19 protein-coding genes, 1 other RNA gene and 1 CRISPR repeat array are annotated in these 18,916 nt (G+C 46.8%); of the genes, 7 read left to right on the top strand and 13 right to left on the bottom strand.

From position 1 onward, the window contains the following. Positions 1-70 precede the first annotated feature (70 nt). The 3 genes from H2C83_RS03170 to cymR form a co-directional block, all read right to left on the bottom strand. The gene (locus H2C83_RS03170) at positions 71-571 is read right to left on the bottom strand and encodes a hypothetical protein (protein ID WP_181737685.1); all 501 of its coding nucleotides are present in this window, start codon (positions 569-571) and stop codon (positions 71-73) included. Between the two features lie 110 nt (positions 572-681). Further along, a complete protein-coding gene (locus tag H2C83_RS03175) occupies positions 682-1,830 on the bottom strand; it encodes a cysteine desulfurase family protein (protein ID WP_181737687.1) in 1,149 nt (382 codons plus the stop codon). Between the two features lie 88 nt (positions 1,831-1,918). Continuing rightward, positions 1,919-2,338, bottom strand: a complete 420-nt coding sequence (gene cymR / locus H2C83_RS03180; protein ID WP_181738070.1) for a cysteine metabolism transcriptional regulator CymR — start codon at positions 2,336-2,338, stop codon at positions 1,919-1,921. A 336-nt stretch (positions 2,339-2,674) separates the two neighbouring features. Between cymR and H2C83_RS03185 the strand changes: the two genes are divergently transcribed. The 4 genes from H2C83_RS03185 to H2C83_RS03200 all read left to right on the top strand — a co-directional run bounded on the left by H2C83_RS03185 (position 2,675) and on the right by H2C83_RS03200 (position 5,247). Further along, entirely contained in the window at positions 2,675-4,015 is a 1,341-nt protein-coding gene (locus H2C83_RS03185; protein ID WP_181737689.1) for an AAA family ATPase, read from the top strand. Between the two features lie 159 nt (positions 4,016-4,174). Further along, positions 4,175-4,444, top strand: a complete 270-nt coding sequence (locus H2C83_RS03190; RefSeq protein WP_181737691.1) for a hypothetical protein — start codon at positions 4,175-4,177, stop codon at positions 4,442-4,444. 126 nt (positions 4,445-4,570) lie between these two features. After that, on the top strand, positions 4,571-5,044 hold the full coding sequence (locus tag H2C83_RS03195) for a metallophosphoesterase (RefSeq protein WP_181737693.1): 474 nt from the start codon (positions 4,571-4,573) through the stop codon (positions 5,042-5,044). 14 nt (positions 5,045-5,058) lie between these two features. Continuing rightward, positions 5,059-5,247 (top strand): hypothetical protein, encoded by a 189-nt coding sequence (locus H2C83_RS03200; RefSeq protein WP_181737694.1) that lies wholly within the window; start codon positions 5,059-5,061, stop codon positions 5,245-5,247. A 35-nt stretch (positions 5,248-5,282) separates the two neighbouring features. On the opposite strand, the gene H2C83_RS03205 is transcribed toward H2C83_RS03200, so the two are convergent. After that, a complete protein-coding gene (locus H2C83_RS03205) occupies positions 5,283-5,468 on the bottom strand; it encodes a hypothetical protein (protein ID WP_181737696.1) in 186 nt (61 codons plus the stop codon). A 259-nt stretch (positions 5,469-5,727) separates the two neighbouring features. Beyond that, positions 5,728-5,991 (bottom strand): hypothetical protein, encoded by a 264-nt coding sequence (locus H2C83_RS03210; RefSeq protein ID WP_181737698.1) that lies wholly within the window; start codon positions 5,989-5,991, stop codon positions 5,728-5,730. A gap of 93 nt (positions 5,992-6,084) precedes the next feature. Between H2C83_RS03210 and H2C83_RS03215 the strand changes: the two genes are divergently transcribed. Both H2C83_RS03215 and H2C83_RS03220 read left to right on the top strand, forming a co-directional pair. Beyond that, positions 6,085-6,732, top strand: a complete 648-nt coding sequence (locus tag H2C83_RS03215; protein ID WP_312853836.1) for a spore coat protein — start codon at positions 6,085-6,087, stop codon at positions 6,730-6,732. A 214-nt stretch (positions 6,733-6,946) separates the two neighbouring features. Further along, complete coding sequence (locus H2C83_RS03220; protein WP_312853841.1) at positions 6,947-7,849, top strand: poly-gamma-glutamate hydrolase family protein; 903 nt, start codon at positions 6,947-6,949, stop codon at positions 7,847-7,849. A gap of 216 nt (positions 7,850-8,065) precedes the next feature. Here H2C83_RS03220 and H2C83_RS03225 read toward each other — a convergent pair whose 3' ends face one another. From H2C83_RS03225 to hisS, 4 genes are all read right to left on the bottom strand, one after another. Beyond that, complete coding sequence (locus H2C83_RS03225) at positions 8,066-8,659, bottom strand: 5' nucleotidase, NT5C type (protein ID WP_181737702.1); 594 nt, start codon at positions 8,657-8,659, stop codon at positions 8,066-8,068. 67 nt (positions 8,660-8,726) lie between these two features. Beyond that, positions 8,727-8,904, bottom strand: a non-coding RNA gene (gene ssrS / locus H2C83_RS03230) — 6S RNA. Between the two features lie 53 nt (positions 8,905-8,957). Further along, entirely contained in the window at positions 8,958-10,736 is a 1,779-nt protein-coding gene (gene aspS, locus H2C83_RS03235; RefSeq protein ID WP_181737704.1) for an aspartate--tRNA ligase, read from the bottom strand. Between the two features lie 2 nt (positions 10,737-10,738). Further along, complete coding sequence (gene hisS / locus H2C83_RS03240) at positions 10,739-12,028, bottom strand: histidine--tRNA ligase (protein WP_181737706.1); 1,290 nt, start codon at positions 12,026-12,028, stop codon at positions 10,739-10,741. A 453-nt stretch (positions 12,029-12,481) separates the two neighbouring features. Between hisS and H2C83_RS03245 the strand changes: the two genes are divergently transcribed. Continuing rightward, complete coding sequence (locus H2C83_RS03245; protein ID WP_181737708.1) at positions 12,482-12,862, top strand: DUF423 domain-containing protein; 381 nt, start codon at positions 12,482-12,484, stop codon at positions 12,860-12,862. A 583-nt stretch (positions 12,863-13,445) separates the two neighbouring features. On the opposite strand, the gene H2C83_RS03250 is transcribed toward H2C83_RS03245, so the two are convergent. From H2C83_RS03250 to H2C83_RS03265, 4 genes are all read right to left on the bottom strand, one after another. After that, a complete protein-coding gene (locus H2C83_RS03250) occupies positions 13,446-13,967 on the bottom strand; it encodes a hypothetical protein (protein ID WP_181737710.1) in 522 nt (173 codons plus the stop codon). Positions 13,968-14,324: 357 nt separating this feature from the next. Next, a CRISPR array of direct repeats spans positions 14,325-15,350; the repeat unit is 30 nt; unit sequence GTTTCAATTCCTTATAGGTACGATCCAAAC. A 223-nt stretch (positions 15,351-15,573) separates the two neighbouring features. Further along, positions 15,574-16,017: a D-aminoacyl-tRNA deacylase gene (dtd, locus tag H2C83_RS03255; RefSeq protein ID WP_181737712.1), complete on the bottom strand. Its 444-nt coding sequence runs from the start codon at positions 16,015-16,017 to the stop codon at positions 15,574-15,576. A 12-nt stretch (positions 16,018-16,029) separates the two neighbouring features. Next, the gene (locus H2C83_RS03260; protein ID WP_181737714.1) at positions 16,030-18,180 is read right to left on the bottom strand and encodes a RelA/SpoT family protein; all 2,151 of its coding nucleotides are present in this window, start codon (positions 18,178-18,180) and stop codon (positions 16,030-16,032) included. A 134-nt stretch (positions 18,181-18,314) separates the two neighbouring features. Further along, entirely contained in the window at positions 18,315-18,677 is a 363-nt protein-coding gene (locus tag H2C83_RS03265; protein ID WP_181737716.1) for a hypothetical protein, read from the bottom strand. Positions 18,678-18,916 lie beyond the last annotated feature (239 nt).

Genomic DNA, 18,916 nt, shown 5'->3' on the forward strand with positions numbered 1-18,916 from the left:
CACTCACCTTATAATTGAAAAAACGTCAAAGAAAATGACCCCAAAAACCAGTCTGAGGTCATTTTCCCTGTTATCCACCAAAATGTTCTTTCATTTCTCCCAGCACATATTCCATGGCACAATCGGCAGAGCAAAATTCCGCCTGTTCCTGATCAACATCCCACGACATCCGGGATGGGTCAAGTGGATTGTATTCATACTGGCAACAACGGCATCTTCTCGTTTGCACCACCTGATCAAGTCCCAGTTCCAGGCGTTTCCAATCTTTCCGTTCCAGATTCAAAACTCCGGCGATATATTTGATAATGTCTTTTTTATTCTCAAAAAACAACGGATCTTCTTTGGCATAGGTGGTTGGATTCCACCAAGCCCATCGCCCGTCTGATAGATGAACCACGTAAAAGTCTTTAAAGACCCGTTCAGATGCCTGCTCCAAACGGTCATATGAAGGAAATCCCAGTTCGGCAGCCAAATTGTCAATTAATGCTTTATTGATGTCATCCAGCATCGTTTTCCAGTCTATATTGTCCAGTTCCTTTTCCCATTCCTCCATCTGATTGATCTTATGCATACTCACAGACCTCCTTCCCAGTTCTTTCATTTGTTCGATGATTTTCTCCCTTAGGTATTCCTGCCTTGCCTAAAACTAACTTTCACGGAGTCCCCATGTCAAGCCAATTTTCAACCTTTGGTTTCCGTCAGTCTTCTGACGATGACAGATGTAATTTCAGCCGCTCTCTTTACTTCCTCCACGGTGTTTTCCCAGCCAAAGCTGAAGCGGATCGCGGAACGGGTCACTTCCGGAGGCAAATGCATGGCTTCCAGTACATGGGATACCTCCAGGGTTCCTGACGTACAGGCTGAACCGCTGGAACAGGCGATTCCTTCCAGATCGAAGTTCATCAGCAATGTTTCGGAATCGGTTCCCGGAAAACTGATATTGACGATATGGGGAAGAGTTTGCTCAGGATGGCCGTTTACGACATGGCGGATGCCCGATCTGACCAGCTCATCCAGAAAGATTTGCCGTAATTTGATAATTTTTTCACGATGTTCCTCGCGATGATTGCCTGCCAGTTCGGCAGCCTGTCCAAATCCGATGATTCCCAAAACATTTTCGGTGCCCGCTCGTCTCCGCCTTTCCTGGACGCCGCCAAACATGCGGGGAATCAGCTTGACTCCGGGAGAAAAATAAAGGGCTCCCGCTCCTTTGGGGCCATTGATTTTATGGCTAGAGATCGTCATCAAATCAACAGGCAACTGTTTTACATCAATTTTCTCCACTCCCGGTGCCTGGACGGCATCCGTATGAAAGAAAATGCGATGTTCCCTGGCCCACTCGCCCATTTCCCGAATGGGCTGAATGGTTCCCACTTCGTTATTCCCAAACATGATCGAAATCAAGGCCGTTTGCGGTTTAACAGCCTCGCGGAGCGCCTCGGGCTGTACCATGCCTGTGGAGTCAACCGGGAGATAGGTAACTTCATAACCTCTTTTCTCCAGATAATGACACGTGTCCAGAATGGCATGGTGTTCAATCCGGGAAGTAACAATATGGTTTTTCCCCTTTTTCCGTTCGGCTTCCAAAACGCCAAACAAAGCAAGATTATCTGCTTCCGTCCCCCCGCTGGTAAATACAATCTGGCCTGGATCGGCATTGATGAATCCGGCAATCTGATCACGCGCGTGATCCAGGGCGCTCCTTACCCGCCGGCCATACTGGTGAATGCTTGAGGGATTTCCAAAAGCCTCATCCAAATAAGGCAACATGGCTTCTTTCACTTTTGGATGAATGGGGGTCGTTGCTGCATGGTCTAAATAAATTGACATTGATTTTCACCTGTCCTGCAATTTCATTAACGACAAAAGATATTCTCTATAAAAAGATACGCTTTTTAGTCTTATTTTAAAAGATAATTTATATATAAAACATATAATTATCATCGTTTCCATCATGGGAGAAATTGATCAACAAAGCGAGGGTTGTGTTATCCAATTCCCTGGCAATGGCATCCCGGATCCTTCTCCACAAGTCCCGTCTCGCCGGATTTGTTTCCTCCGTGAATTCGACGGGACTGATCGGGCCTTCCAACACCCGGATTATTTCGCCGGCCGTTATTTCTTCCGGAGCCTTTGCCAGTTTGTACCCGCCATAAGCCCCCCGCACACTTCGCACCAACCCTGCGTTGCGAAGCGGAGCAATCAGCTGTTCCAGGTAGTGCTCTGACAAGCCATGACGTTCTGCTACACTTTTTAAAGGGATTGGACCTTTTCCATACTGTGTAGCCAAATCCATCATTATGGTTAATCCATATCGTCCTTTTGTTGATATCTTCAACATTTCCACTCCCTTTATCCAGCAATTTAGGACAAAAAATTATTAGTATTTTATGTATAAACTATTTCATTTTAACGTTTCAGGCCCACCCTTGCCGGAGAGGCAATATTTAAACTTCATTTAACCAAGTGAAATACTCTGTTCACCGGTTTATTGTCAGTGTATCATAGCTTCATTCTCTTTTAGCAAACTTTTTTCCTGTACTTTTTTGTTACATTCCGCTTGCTAAAAGATGATTTTCTCTTTACATTTCCTGAATTTATCATAAAAATAGGACGTAGAACAAATCTGGCAACCTGGTTGATTACTAACGACGAAACAGAAAGGCGGAACAACATGGATTTGTTTGAGTACGGGCATCAACAGAACAAGGCAAACAGCGAACCACTGGCCGCCCGCATGCGCCCCCGTCATTTGGATGAAGTGATCGGTCAGTCCCATATCATTGGTCCCGGCAAATTGCTGAGAAGGATGATTGAAGCAGATCGCCTGTCCTCGATTATTTTTTACGGACCGCCAGGTACTGGCAAAACGACGCTGGCTCATGTAATTGCCAATCACACGCAGGCTTTTTTTGAACAATTGAATGCTGTCACTGCCGGGGTGGCGGACATCCGGAGGGTGGTGACAGAATCGAAAGAACGGCTGACGATGTATGACAAGCGCTCGGTTCTTTTTATCGATGAAATTCACCGCTTTAACCGTTCCCAGCAGGATGCCCTGCTGCCTTATGTAGAAAATGGAACGATTATATTAATTGGCGCAACAACAGAAAATCCGTCATTTGAAGTAAATGCCGCCCTTTTGTCCCGTTCGCGGGTGTTTATGTTAAAGCCGCTTACGGATGATGAAATCAGAAAGATTCTCATCCATACATTACAGGACAAAGAACGCGGTTTTGGTAATGAAAAAATAAAAATCGATAACGATGCCCTGGAGCATCTGGTCAGGACAGCTGGCGGGGACAGCCGCAATGCACTCAACGCGCTGGAACTGGCGGTTATTACGACGCCTCCCGGCGAGGAGGGAATACGCCACATTACTTTGGAAACAGCAGAAGAATCGATCCAGAAAAAGGTAATCCGCTATGACAAAAGCGGAGACAACCACTATGATACCATCTCGGCTTTTATTAAAAGCATGCGTGGCTCCGATCCGGACGCCGCTCTCTACTATCTGGCCAAAATGCTGAAAGCCGGCGAGGACCCCCGTTTCATTGCCAGGCGAATTTTCATTCATGCGGCAGAAGATGTAGGAATGGCTGATCCGCGCGCGCTGATGATTGCTTCAGCCGCTGCCCATGCCGTAGACTATATCGGATTGCCGGAAGCGCAAATCCCGATGGCGGAGGCCGTCATTTATATTGCGACAGCACCGAAAAGCAATGCCGTCGTTCGCGGTATTCAGGAAGCTTCCCATGCGGTGGAAAAAGAAAAAAGCGGGCGGGTTCCTCCTCATTTGCGTGATGCCCACTCCAGCGGCGCCAAAATCCAAGGCAGAGGAACGGGTTATCTTTATCCACACGATTATCCGAGGGGTTATGTCAAACAGCAGTATTTGCCGGAAGAACACCGCGGCAAAACGTTTTATCATCCCACAGCCATCGGCTATGAACAGAAACTGCAACTTTTTCTGCGCTGGATGAAAGAGGAACATCCTTCCAAGCCATCGCATTAATTATTCAGGACACGTTCGCTGAAGAAGGGCGAAACGGTTTGGGCAGGCGGGGATCACCCGCTTGAAAGCAAATGATGAAGTTCTTGCGCCTGGAAGCAAAACAGGAATGAAAATTGCCTTTCAGGCTTTGATGGAAATCTTCGATCCGGGGTGACAACAATGCCAATTACAAGATTAACCTCAGAAAAAAGACTGACCCGCAGAGCCTTCCTGAAAAAAGGGATGGCTGCCGCCATCGTCCCCGCCCTTCTCGGACTGTCCGGCTACTCTTTTTTTGTGGAAAAAAACCATATCGAAATCAGCCGCATCCGGGTATTTTCCCCTCGCCTGCCCGCATCTTTCAGGCATATGAAAATCCTGCATATCAGTGATCTCACTATGGCTTTTTCTACGACCTCGAACAGCTTGGCCAGCTGGTCAAAAAATTGATTCCCTGTCTCCGGACATGATTTGCTTTACAGGGGATTTTATTTACGGAAAGCGAGGCAGCCAACATCTCCAAAATCTGGAAGCAACTTGCCGTTCCCCATGGAAAATTTGCCATTTTGGACAATCATGACTATTGGAGAAATGTTGAACTGGTCAAGCAATGCCAAGCAATGCCTAGCCAATTCCGGTTTTCGCCTGTTAATGAATGAAGGAACTTCGATCAAAAGGGGACAGGACTTGATCTATCTTTCCGGTATCGACGACTTGTTGTCCGGAACCCCTGATCCAGCCAAGGTTTTCAAGAATCCCCGCTTGGACCCTGATGTTTTTCATATCCTGCTGGTTCATGAGCCCGATTACACAAAGGAAACAGAAAAGCGACCGGTTGACCTGCAGCTGTCGGGACACAGCCATGGCGGCCAGATCAGGCTTCCCGGAACGGGCCCGCTGATTACACCAGCTTTAGCAAGAAAATACCCTTCCGGTTTATACCGAATCAGCGAGCGGCTCACCTTATATACCAATCGAGGCCTTGGAACCACAATTCTGCCGTTTCCCCTCTATTGCCGGCCCGAAGTGACGATGATTGAACTGATTTGAAAAGCAGGGAAGTTTTGCCGTACAAGAAAACCAGGTACTTGGATGCGTACCTGGCAGACTGTATTGGTGGGATTTCGGCCTCTGTTCCGTCTCTGCCTTGCAAGAAAGAAGCGAAGGCACTCCGGAATTCACTTCTTTGGCAAGTTCTCCACTTGCTTACGCTTGTTGCCGAAGCATTTGCTATCGCTTTGCCACGGGTATGACATGATATAAAAACCGCTCCCGAAACTGGCAACCATCAGGCTTTGTTCTTTTTGAAAATTTTTTCATCCCTGTCTTTCCTTACCAGGGCATGAATCCCGCCAACCAGCAAGGCGAGTGGAACAAAGAAGTTAAAACTTTCCCCTGCTTCCACCAACAGCTCCACCGACGTATAAATAACCGCCATCACAATAAAAAAGATTCCCATATGCTTGATTTTCACGAGATCCCTCTCCCAACTTTCGTGAATATCCTGATTCAATCCCTTTTCCACAAAGCAAAAGCTTGTTTTTTAACACTTTGTTTCTGCCTCAAGGTTTCGGAATATGTAAAGTTTCCTCTTAATATATACGCAAAACAGTTGCTTTTCAAGCCGGTTCATCATAATCGCCCGAGAAACAAAGAAAATTTCACAAATTGGAACAAGTTTTTGCCACTGCCAAACCTGACCCGTTTAGTGTTGATTAGAAATCGTTTCCACATCAGGAACGGTACACCCGGAACCCTATGGTGTCCGGCACTACAGGAATTTTTCCGATCTGAACAACAAGATTCTTCGAGTCCCTTTTACAACTGGTACGCGAGAGAGCGATCTCTGCCCCCGCCTGCACGTTTTGCCTGATAAGCAATGTTGGCGCACAGGCTGGCGCCCCGGTCATGGTCTGGATAATATCAGATGGCATCTCCTGTTTTCCGGAAATCCCCACTGGGACAGCATTTTTCGTATACGCTCGTTTGACAGGCATGAATTATTATTTTTGCTACCAATTTTTTACTGTAAAAAGTGAGTGTATCGTTTTTAAATTTGGTCATATTACTTAATGAAAGGAGGAAAAGATGTGAATCAATTCAATCAGCAACAGGAAAACAGGACTGTCAATCCTTCCGTTCCCCCCCAATTAAACCATGGCGCCCATGAAGTGCTGGATGTGCATGAACTGCTGTCAGCCGCACAAAACGCAATGAACCAGTACCGGGTGCTGGAACAGCAATGTACCTGCCAGGAACTCCGCGACATCATCCATCGCCAATACCGGTTCATGGCACAGGAATACAACACGTTGCTGGAATGTTTAACAACCGGAAAAGATCCGTCCATGCCGACGGCCCAATACAAAATGCAGCAAGGAAACAATGTGGAATACGGGCTGAAACCGGGCCAGCCAAAGAAACCGATTCAGTCCCCGGCTGAATTTAATAATGAACACATTTCCGCACAAATGATGACACTGATGAAAACCTCCGCTGCGGACAAAGCCAGAGCAGCCTGTGAAGTAACAAACCCGGTGGTGCGCCGCGTGATTGCCGACAGCGTCCCCAATTGCTGTGAAATGGCCTATGAGATTTTCCTTTACCAGAACAAGAAGGGGTATTATCAGGTTCCACAATTCCCGGCAAACGTCATGCAAACAATGATTGCTTCTTACGCACCGGCAACCCCGTCAGGAAACACGGCCCCGCCCAATCCCCAAGGACCCGTACAATGAGAAATCGCTCCAGTCAAGGAGCGATTTCCTCCATAAAACAGCATCGTTAAAGAGCAATGATGTAAAATTCGATGTTTTCATCAGTTCTTGATACATATTTTCAGCCGAGTTTGAACCAAGAAAAGAAGAATCTAATGAAAAAATTAATTTCGACATTCGTATTGAGTTCTTATTAACTATTTCGCCTTTATCCAGTACTTTTGCTGCTTCGGACATTTTTGACAACTATGAGGAACTGTCAGCGCATTATCAGAAGAGAAAAGACTTTGTAATTGAAACCCGGTCAAGACCAAATGACGTAATTATCCTGGCGGTCCACAGTGGAAAGATCGAAAAGGGAACTGATGAACTTGCGAAAGCAATTGCAAAAAATGACCACAGTTACTATATTTTTGAAGCTTTGATCTATGAAGATTCAAACAAAGACAAGCGGAATGATCTGCATTTAACATCGAAAAATTTTGATGAACCAACTGCATTGAAAATGACAGCACAAAAAAACAGGGTCGTTTCCATTCATGGTGCAAAAGGGACAGAAAAAATAGTTTACACGGGTGGAACCAATCCAAACCCAATGAACAACATTTCGAAAAAATTGTCCGCTGCCGGTTTCCGCATTGAAACGACCCCTGAAGATCTTAATGGGAACCATCCAAAAAATATCGCAAATAAAAGCAGAAACCTGCAAGGAGCACAAATGGAACTGACTACTGCTTTGAGGGAAGAGTTGTTAGATAATCCATCCCAGATGAATAAGTTTGCTGATGCTGTTCGGTCAGCAATTACAATTTCTAATTCCTATCCTGATGGCCGAACCTATGATTTTGGAAACGACAGTTTCTCAAACTCGGTTTGGCCCAATAGTGGAAACCCTTTTTATCTAACCAGCGATGACTTTATTCGCGGGGTTCAGAGTCCTGTAGATCCAAAGCTTAACGGATACATCCGCTTTAACTTCTACGACCAAAATGGAAAATTGCTTTTGTCCAGATCCACTCAGGAAGTAGGTCATCGGTGGTTCATTCATCCGACTGGCCTCAAAACGGGATACTACAAAATCGAGATAGAAAACGTTTCAGGTCATCCGGCATGGGTATATGGTGGATTAGTTTATTAAGCGAGGAAGTTAAAAATGGATGGACAGCTTCCTGATTAGATAACAGAGAGCCGCTATGGATGTGGCGGCTCTTCCTTGTTTTTTAAAATGGTCCCAAAGGGATTTGTTTTACCATTTAATCAAAACAGGAAATTTCAGACTTCCTATAAATTTTTATTTATTAAAGATAAAAATTTAATCTCAATATAAATAAAAAGCGTAAATCAAAACAGGTCATTACACTTTACGGCTTCTTTGCTTTTTTTGGTTTTCCATTTCCTGTACCAGGTCATGCACTTGTTCCCAATCTGTAATTCTTTTCAGCGGGACGGGGAAAAGGCGATTATAGACTGCATCCACAATAACGACAGGCACCTTGTTTTTCACCAGGTTTTCCAAATGATTCGGAGCATCTTCAAAAAACAGCTCAACCCCCAGTATTTTGGCGACTTTGGCTTTATCCTGCGCATTCATGACCAGATTATCCCCGGTATAGGGAAATCCGTATTTTTTCAGCCATTTTCGGGTGATTGCCTCGATGTTTTTGGTCCCGGGCCGTGCCGTTATGAAATAGATCCGATGCCCTTCATCAGCCAGTTCATTCAAAACCCTGGCCGCATTTTGCAGAGGGACGCCAATCCGATAAATTTCTTCTTCCAGGCTGCGCCAAAGCTTTCTTCCCTCCTGGGGCGTCAGTCCGTAAGCCTGGTCCAGATAGAATTCCCTGACATCTTCCACCTTTACCGTCCTGTTCAGTTTCCGGTTGTAAACTTTTACCGCCGCGCGCTGGGTATCTTTGATCGTGTTATCTATATCCACACCAATAACCATTGGTTTTCCCCGCCTCTTCTGGTTGCATTCCCATTTTTTCCAGATAAATAAAGGATATACATAAAAAAAGAGCCCCGTTATGCCGTGCTCCGTTTGTTTTGAACCTGCTCTCAGCAGGTGGGTATCCTGCACCCATGTCTGAAGGTCCCCCCAAAGGGGCATCCTCGCGCAATGGGTGACACAGATTCCCTATGTTCGGGTGTTGGCTCAAAACATCCCGGCGGACACGTACATCGCAGGACTCATTTTGTTATTATTTTAACAGACTTTTAGAGATTTATCAAGCAAAGACCATGTTTTAAACCCTTGCCCTGGACTTGATTTCAATATGAAGTTCGTCCAGTTGTTCCTTTTCCACCGGAGATGGCGCATCGGTCAACAGGCAGGTGGCATTTGCCGTTTTCGGAAATGCGATACATTCACGCAGATTGTTCCTTTTTGCCAGCAGCATGACAATCCGGTCAAATCCGAACGCGATTCCGCCGTGTGGCGGTGCCCCGTATTCAAAGGCCTCCAGCAAAAAGCCGAATTTCTCTTTTGCTTCATCCGGAGAGATTCCAAGCGTCCTGAACATTTTCTCCTGGATTTCCCGGCGGTAAATCCGCTGGCTTCCGCCCCCGATCTCATATCCGTTCAACACCATATCATAGGCTTTGGCCCGTACTTTGCCAGGCTCCCGGTCCAGCAAGGGAATATCCTCTTCCACAGGCATGGTAAAGGGATGATGCATCGCATAATAACGGCCATCTTCCTCAGAGTATTCGAGCAGCGGGAAGTCCGTGATCCAGGCAAAACGGTAGGCATTTTCATCGATGAGGCCAAGCTTCTCCCCCAGTTGCAGCCTTAATTGCCCCAGCACCTGTGCAGCCAGATCCGGTTGGTCAGCGACAAAGAAGAGCAAATCTCCCGTTTTGGCGCCGGTTATTTCCCGGATCGCCTCGACTTCCTTTTCGGACAGGAATTTGGCGACCGATCCTTTGACACCCTCTTCCTTGAAAGCAATCCATGCAAGCCCTTTGGCGCCAAGTTTCTGCGCCGCCTTGTTCCAGTTGTCGATCTCCTTGCGGCTCCAGTCTGCACAGCCTTCCGCCATAACTGCTTTTACCTTTCCGCCATGTTGAATGGTATTTGCGAACACCTTAAATGAAGTATTCTCAAGAGCGGAAGACAAATCTTTAATTTCCATGCCGAAGCGCAGATCCGGCTTATCCGATCCATAACGCTCCATCGCCTCCTGGTAAGTCAGACGCGGGAAAGGAGTCGGCACTTCTATTCCGATTGTCTCTTTAAATACCTCAACCATCATTTGCTCCATGAGTTCCTGGAATGTTTCTGCCGGCAAAAACGACGCTTCAATATCGATCTGTGTAAATTCCGGCTGGCGGTCGGCACGCAGGTCTTCATCCCGAAAACAGCGTGCAAACTGGAAATAGCGTTCCATGCCCGCCACCATGAATAACTGCTTAAACAATTGCGGGGATTGAGGCAGCGCGTAAAATTCCCCTTCATGAACCCGGCTCGGCACCAGGTAATCGCGTGCCCCTTCCGGTGTGCTTTTCGTCAACATCGGGGTTTCCAATTCCATGAAACCATGTTTATCCAGGAAACGGCGAACCACTTGCATCGCTTTGTGCCGTACGCGCAGGGTCTCCAGCATTTTCGGACGACGCAGGTCCAGATAGCGGTATTTCAACCGGATCGATTCATCGATCTCTTCACGGTCGCTGATCATAAAGGGAGGGGTCTTGGCCGGGTTGAACACATGGATTGCTTTTCCGTAAACTTCAATTTCTCCCGTTTTCAATTTTGGATTCACATTTTCGGGAGCACGCTCAACAACCGTCCCCTCCACCGCCAGGACATACTCGCTCCGCACTTGCTCAGCAACAGCCACCGCTTCCGGGGAAATATCCGGATTAAACACCACTTGCACCAGCCCGGACCGGTCGCGCAAGTCGACAAAGATCAGCCCTCCCAGATCGCGGCGTTTTTGCACCCATCCGTTCAGAATGATCGTTTTTCCAGCCAACTCTTTCGTGCATTGGGAAACATAATGTGTACGATAAACCCTTTCCACTCCTAACCCCTCCTGCAGTTTTCCTTGATGTATGAAATAAACTGATCCAGGTCAATCGTTTCCTGTTTTCCGGATTCCTGGTGTTTGACATTGATTTTGCCCTGCTTCAGTTCATCGTCACCCAATATGGCCACAAATCTGGCTCCATTCCGATCGGCCTGTTTGAATTGGGCCTTCATTTTCCGGTTCATGTAATCCCGGTCAGCTTTCACCCCTGCCCGTCTCAAGGCTTCCAGCCATTTCATGCCGGCCGCTTTCGCCGCCTCGCCCAGCGTGATCAGGTAACAGTCAAGCCTTTTTTGCACAGGGATCTCCACGTTTTGCTCCTCCAGGGCCAAAAGTACCCGTTCCATACCGATCCCGAAGCCAAAGCCGGGCAGATCGGGTCCGCCAAATTCACCGATCAGCCTGTCATACCGGCCGCCTCCGCCGATAGAACCGGCCTGCGCTCCCGGAATGTCCACCACATATTCAAACGCGGTATGTGTATAATAATCCAGCCCCCGCACCAGGCGGTCATTTACGACATAAGGAACCTCCAGCACATCGAGGTACTTTCTGACCTGCCCGAAGTGCTGCTCCGCCGCAACACTCAGAGAATCCAGGATGGAAGGCGCATTCCGCGCGATTTCCTTTGTTTTAGGATCTTTGCTGTCCAGAATGCGGAGCGGATTTTTATACAGGCGGTCCCGGGCTTCCCTGGCCAGCTGTTCCTTGTACGGTTCAAAGTAGTCAATCAGTTTTTTCCGGTATCTGGCGCGGGTTTCGGGATCCCCGACACTGTTGATCTCCACGCGGACTCTTGTCAGGCCAAGCGCTTCAAAATAATGGATGCCAAGCGCGATCACTTCCGCGTCCAGGGCAGGGTCGGCGCTGCCAAACACCTCCACGCCAAACTGGTGAAACTGGCGTCTTCTTCCTGCCTGCGGGTTTTCATAACGAAACATCGGCCCGATGTAATACCACTTGGTCGGCTGCGGTTCGGCAAAAACCTTTTTCTCCACAAAGGAGCGGACAACGCCGGCCGTTCCTTCCGGTCGGAGGGACAACAGGCGTTCCCCGCGATCCTGAAACGTATACATCTCTTTTTCCACAATATCTGTCGCTTCGCCGACACCCCGCTGGAAAAGTTCCGTATGTTCAAACAAAGGCGTGCGAATTTCCTGGTATCCGTAAAGATGGCAGGTTTTGCGTGCCATCTCTTCGATCCATTGCCATTTTTCGGCCTCGGCCGGAAGAATGTCATCCGTCCCGCGAGGAATGGAATATTTTAGTGCTGCTTGATATTTCATGGAATGCTAACCTCCTGTAATCAGCCATACTCTGATCTTGCCGAAATTAAAAAATCTCCCGCCACTGACCTTTTGTCAGGGACGAGAGATTGGTTTAACGATTCCCGTGGTGCCACCCCAATTGAAAACAATACGTTTTCCACTCGTACCCGTTATCGCCGGGATGACGTCCAAGTCTACTAACCAGCAGCTGGCGTTCGGTTAGATCCTCCAGGTGTCTTTCATTGCCTCGTCACACAGGGTCCTTCCAGCCTGCGGGAACCCCTCTCTGTCTGCTCGTCAGACAACTACTTTTCCCTTCATTGTGCAAATATTCATTTCCGAAGGATTTGATTAATAATTTTAATGACCAAAGCCCCGTTTGTCAAGAAAAAAATTGATTTTTTTATGGTGAACTATGTTATAGTTAACACAATCACATAATTATTTCATGTTTAGACAGGAGTGATTCATATGAGACTGTTTGTGATCCTGGGGAGCATCAATATGGCTATCGCCATCTCCATGGGCGCATTTGGTGCGCACGGACTGGCTGGCCAGGTCACTGAAAAAATGCTGACGACCTGGAACACCGGTGCCGAATATCACCTGATTCACGCCTTGGCGCTGGTCGTGGTCGGGCTTTTGCTTGGCAAGGCATCTGGCGCTTCCCCGCTTCTGGCCACTGGAGGATGGCTCCTGTTTGCGGGCATCGTCCTGTTCTCAGGAAGCTTGTATACTCTTGTCCTGACCAATATCAGCAATTTGGGAATGATCACCCCGTTTGGCGGTGTCAGCTTTGTCATTGGCTGGCTCATCATCGCCCTTGCGGCGGGTAAAAAGGCAATTGGTTAAGCTGGCTTTTGCAAAGTTTCTTTTCTGTTTTTTTATTATTTGAAATTATTGACCAAGGCCAATTTTTCTGGTCAATAGCACATTTGGTCTTACCCCTGCCAGGAAGACATAACCATAGTTCTGTTCGATACAGAACTATGGTCTGATTGTAAATAACTATTACAGGGAACGGTTTTAAAAACCCGTTTCCGTTTTGATCCATTCAAAAAATCAGGTGCATTTTTTATAAATATATACAAAATGGGCCAATATTCCTGCCACAAGCCAAACTGCAGCAGCAATATATGCCTCCAACAATTTCCTGATACCCGCAATTTCGTGTATATAACCCTGCCATACCAAAGAGCAGAAACAGGTTATTACCATTTTGAGTTCCATGATCATGTCCGGGCAGTCGAGATAAATATGTCCTGGTTGAACTGCAAATGGATTGCTTGATCCCGGAATGAGGGAGCGGTTGAAGAAACCATACTGGTGGTGCTGTTTGTACAGGAGCGGGCACAAGCTTCCACAGGCAAAACTGCAGGCTTAAGAACTCCAGTCAGACAATTTCCATCTGTTCCTTTGGCATGGATCAAATATGTTACCGGTACACCCGAATGTAAGAAATCTGGTCATTCCAGCCATCACCCACATTTACGATATCCAGCCCGGGCCCGAAGGTTTTGCATGGCTCGCCTCCATCCCGGTGGTAACAAACCTGTGTTCCGGAACTTTTTCTGGCTGTTTTCAAAGAGGAAACCCCGTCATTGTAATGGCTGTTATTGAAGTTTGTGTAATACCCCACCGGAGTAGTATATTTCCACCCTCCAAAATAAGCGTGCTCAAATGATTCTGTAGCATAGTCTGATGCTTGTGCACGAATCCCGTCAGTCTCCCTGGACCATTTTTCCCTGAATTTCTTTTCGGCAGCCAGGTAATCTGCTTTGGTTTTGTAGCTGTGAATGTCTCCATTCGTGTCTACAATCTGATAGGGAACCTTACCCAAATCTGCATGGTTCACCTGAACAACGGTTTTAGCGCCCGTAACAGGAACGGTACCAAAAACAAGCGAAAACGCAAAAGCAAAGGCAAGAAAAAGCGAAGCCTTACCCTTTCCCATCATGTCCAATTCTCCCTCCCGAAAATGTTTGGATTTTTACCGATTTACACAATGCGTCTCCTTTTCCTCGATTTGGTTACGCCATTATTTTAACATTTTTCTTAATTTTATTGCAACATTAATTTTGAATATTCAGTTTGTGCAGAACTGACGGTGAACCATTGAAGCAGGAATCCCGCTACTAACAACTGCTAAAGTTCAAAACCGGCTCACAGGAACAGTACAAGTTTCTGTTTCAGAAAGGGCCTTGACAAGAGGAGCAGGTTCGCTCGATCCATCAAGCCGGGGAACTTGGGCATGCTTACGATGTTATTTTACACCGGGATGGTGGTTGCCCTGCGAGTCCATTAAAATCGACAAGCTTCAATTCCTTGTAGGTACGATCCAAACAATCCCTGGCGACCCTTCGAAGCCGGGGCGTGATCCGTTTCAATTCCTTATAGGTACGATCCAAACGGCTTTAAAAGGTATCGGCTCCGTGGCTGGGCGGAAGTTTCAATTCCTTATAGGTACGATCCAAACCGACCAAGTTGTCGCGGAGTCGCTCGTTTTTGGAATGTTTCAATTCCTTATAGGTACGATCCAAACCCGAATATCGCAAAATTGCTTGAGCAAGAAGAGAGGGGTTTCAATTCCTTATAGGTACGATCCAAACCTAAGCTAAACGAATTAATCGCCGCGTTGCAGGGACAAGTTTCAATTCCTTATAGGTACGATCCAAACTTAGCTTTAACGACTTCATATGCTCTCCGATCATCAGTTTCAATTCCTTATAGGTACGATCCAAACTGATTTGAAGAAAAATGTCCTGGACAGGTTTGTTCTGTTTCAATTCCTTATAGGTACGATCCAAACACTTCTTTGACGGTGAACCACTCCCTCACTGGATAGTTTCAATTCCTTATAGGTACGATCCAAACGCCATAGCTCCCGAATACTTTAGGAAGTCCTCAGACGGTTTCAATTCCTTATAGGTACGATCCAAACTTTGACTAGCTTCGGGAGTGCGTCTACATACGTACTGGTTTCAATTCCTTATAGGTACGATCCAAACCGCGCTGCAACCAGCCATTATCCCTTTTCTGGTGTGTGTTTCAATTCCTTATAGGTACGATCCAAACCCAGGGAGATCCATTTCCCTGGTCGAAATTTTGCTAGTTTCAATTCCTTATAGGTACGATCCAAACGGTAGTAATTTAGCACTCTTATTGCACTTTTGGGGGGTTTCAATTCCTTATAGGTACGATCCAAACGAACTACTGGAGGAGATTTTGAACTATGGCTCGAGGGTTTCAATTCCTTATAGGTACGATCCAAACAAAGAAAAAGATGTGGTCCTAGATCTTTCCAAACGGAGTTTCAATTCCTTATAGGTACGATCCAAACCCCAAAAAGTGGTGCTATTAAGCCATTCTATAAATTATCCGAATTTCCTCTTTACTTGCCTGTTTTTTACCTCAAAAACAAAGAATCCAGTAACTATGCTAACTTCCAAAATATTTATCAGAATATTCAGTGTCGTCGATCCCCCGGGTTTACTCCTCTACTGGGGGTCGACGACATATTTGACAAACATAAATAATCTATTTCATTCTGTCTCTTTATACTTTTATTCCCTGCTTTCCAGAATCAGGGTTACGGGACCGTCGTTGGTAAAGGATACCTGCATCATGGCGCCGAAAATGCCTGTTTCCACAGGGACATCATAGCTTTTCAGGATCTCGTTGAAACGATGGTATAACGGTTCGGCCAGTTCGGGTTTGGCGGAACGCATGAAGTTGGGGCGCCTTCCTTTGCGGCAATCCCCGTACAGGGTGAACTGGGAGACGGACAGGATGCCGCCACCGACATCGAGCAGGGAATGATTCATTTTCCCGTTCTCATCTTCAAAAATACGCAGATTGACCGATTTTCCGGCCAAATAGTGCAAGTCTTCTTCCGTATCCCCTTCGCTAAAGGCAACCAGAAGCAGGAGCCCGTGATCAATGGCTCCCGTTACCTTTCCCGCGACGGTGACACGGGCATCTTTCACACGTTGCAAAACCACTCTCATGTATGATCATCCTTACTGCATGATTCGTTGTACGCTATAGATATCATGGACACGCTTGAGTCGTTCGACGACGGATTTCAAGTGCTTGATGTTGTGAATTCCCACGCGGACATGGATCGAAGCGATCCCGCGCTTGTCACCCTTGGCACTGACCGCGGACAAACTGGTTTTGGAATCATTGATCGCCTGCAGTACCTCATTCAGCAGGCCCGGACGGTCAAATCCGGTCACTTCGAGGTCAACCATGTACGTCTGGGCGGTCTGGCTGTCCCATTCCACATCAATCCGCCGTTCATCCGGCACGCTTTCGAGATTGGGGCAATCGGTCCGGTGTACCGTAATTCCCCGCCCCTGGGTAACGTATCCGGCAATATCATCTCCCGGGACCGGATTGCAGCAACGCGACAGGCGAATCAGGAGATTGTCCACCCCTTTCACCCGGACACCCTGATTCGCTTTGTAATGGCTGCGCCTTACTGTTTTGACATCGGGCAATACGACGAGTTTCTCCTCTTTCAACCCGTCAGTCAGCCGATGAACCACCTGAGCGGAGGAAATTCCCCCGTATCCTACGGCGGCAAACATATCATCGGCATCCTGGAAATTGAATTTGCCGGTCACTTCCTGGATGCGTTCATTGGTCATGACTTCATTTACCTCAAAATCATTCTTTTTCAAAAGGTTTTCAACCATCTCACGCCCTTTGATGATGCTTTCTTCGCGCTGCTGTTTCTTGAACCAGTTGCGGATTTTATTGCGGGCATGGGAAGACTTCACGATCTTCAGCCAGTCCTGGCTGGGTCCGTAACTGTGCTTCGAGGTAAGGATTTCGACAATGTCGCCTGTATTCAGCTTGTAATCGAGGGGGACGATTTTTCCGTTTACCTTCGCCCCGATACACATATTGCCAATATCGGTATGAATCCGGTAGGCAAAATCGAGCGGTACCGAACCCATAGGCAGTTCGATCACATCTCCCTTGGGGGTAAACACGAAAACGGAATCGGAAAACCAGTCCACTTTCAGGCTTTCCACAAATTCCTGGGCATCCCGTGTTTCCTGCTGCAGTTCCATCATTTCCCGGAACCACTTCAATTTCTCTTCAAATTTGCTGTTTTCAACCGTTCCGCCCTCTTTGTACGCCCAATGCGCAGCAATCCCGTACTCAGCCGTCCGGTGCATTTCCATGGTGCGAATCTGTACCTCGATCGGTTCGCCTTTGGGGCCGATCACAGTGGTATGCAGGGATTGGTACATGTTGACTTTCGGCATGGCGATATAATCTTTAAAGCGGCCAGGCATGGGTTTCCAGATAGTATGGATGATGCCCAGCACCGCATAACAGTCACGCACCGTTTCCACAATAACGCGAACAGCCATCAGGTCATAAATCTCGTTAAATTCCTTGTTCTGCGTAACCATTTTTCGGTAAATACTGTAAATATGCTTGGGGCGCCCTGAGATGTCCAGCACCTGGACACCCATGTTTTCCAGTCGTTCGGAAAGGGTTGAGATCACTTCATCCAGATATTTCTCACGTTCTGCTCTCTTTTTCTTCATCAGATGGACAATGCGGTAGTATTGATGTGGATTCAGGTAGCGAAGCGAAATGTCCTCCAGCTCCCATTTAATCCTGGAGATCCCGAGACGGTGGGCGAGGGGGGAGAAAATCTCCAATGTCTCCTTTGCTTTTTGCCGTTGTTTGTGTTCCGACATGTATTTTAATGTCCTCATGTTATGAAGCCGGTCCGCCAGTTTGACCAGAATAACGCGGATATCCTGGGCCATCGCGACAAACATTTTCCGGTGGTTTTCTGCCTGATGCTCCTCGCTGGACTTGAATTTCATCCGTTTGCGCAATTTGGTCAAACCGTCGACCAGCTTACCGACTGTTGTTCCAAATTTTTCCTCAATCTGTTCCAGAGTGACACTTGTATCTTCAACGACATCATGCAGCAGGGCTGCAATCAGTGTCGTCACGTCCATTTTCAAGTCAGCCAGAATCCCTGCCACTGCGACAGGATGATTGATATAGGGCTCGCCTGACTTTCGCTTCTGCCCCTCGTGGGCCTGCCTGGCAAACTCATAGGCATCCTTCAGCTGCTCGACATCTTCTTCAGATAAATACTCACCCGCTTTGGCCAGTAATTCTTCAATCGGCATACCTCTCACATCCGTACCTGAAAATAAATTTTCCTATTATTATCACTCAATAAGTAAGTAAAGTAAAGGGATGAAAAAGATAAGCCGGTCATATTGCACAAAAAATAAACCAACTGGTTAAAAAACCAATCGGTTTATTTTTCTTTCCGAAACCGGAAAGACTTTCCGCCAAAACCGCCAGTCTGGCTGCGGATATACAGACTGATCGCGCTCAGGATCACAGCAGCAATGGTAATCATGCCATAAGTCATGTAGTTTTTGGTCATAAACATCAGGATGGGACCTACAATCACAAAACCATAAAACGTCCACTCCAGGCTGGACAGGAGCATCCGGAAAACCTTGTGAATATAGGTACGGAGTTCAAAGCGGACCGGAGAAAACAACTCACGGAACAACAAGACAACGAGTCCGACCATCCAAACAACAACTGCTACCAGAAAAACGATGGAAAAACCGGTAATAAATGATGAAAATCCTTCTTGAAATGATTCCACGTTCCACTCTCTCCTTAATAAAACTTAAAAAATGATACTGAACCTTATAACATCATAATCCAAACTGAATTGACCTGCAATTCCAAAAAACCTCTTCCAGTACGTTTTCCTCCAGTCCCTTTCTATAAACTTATTTCGACAGGCGCATAAAATCCCCTTGAAGTGACATTTTAAAATTATCCATCATACTGGAGGTGAGCAGATGAAAAAAGAGAAGTTTGAGCTCACCAGAAATACCT

The organism is Thermoactinomyces mirandus, assembly GCF_013868055.1.
Taxonomy (GTDB): Bacteria; Bacillota; Bacilli; order Thermoactinomycetales; family Thermoactinomycetaceae; genus Thermoactinomyces; species Thermoactinomyces mirandus.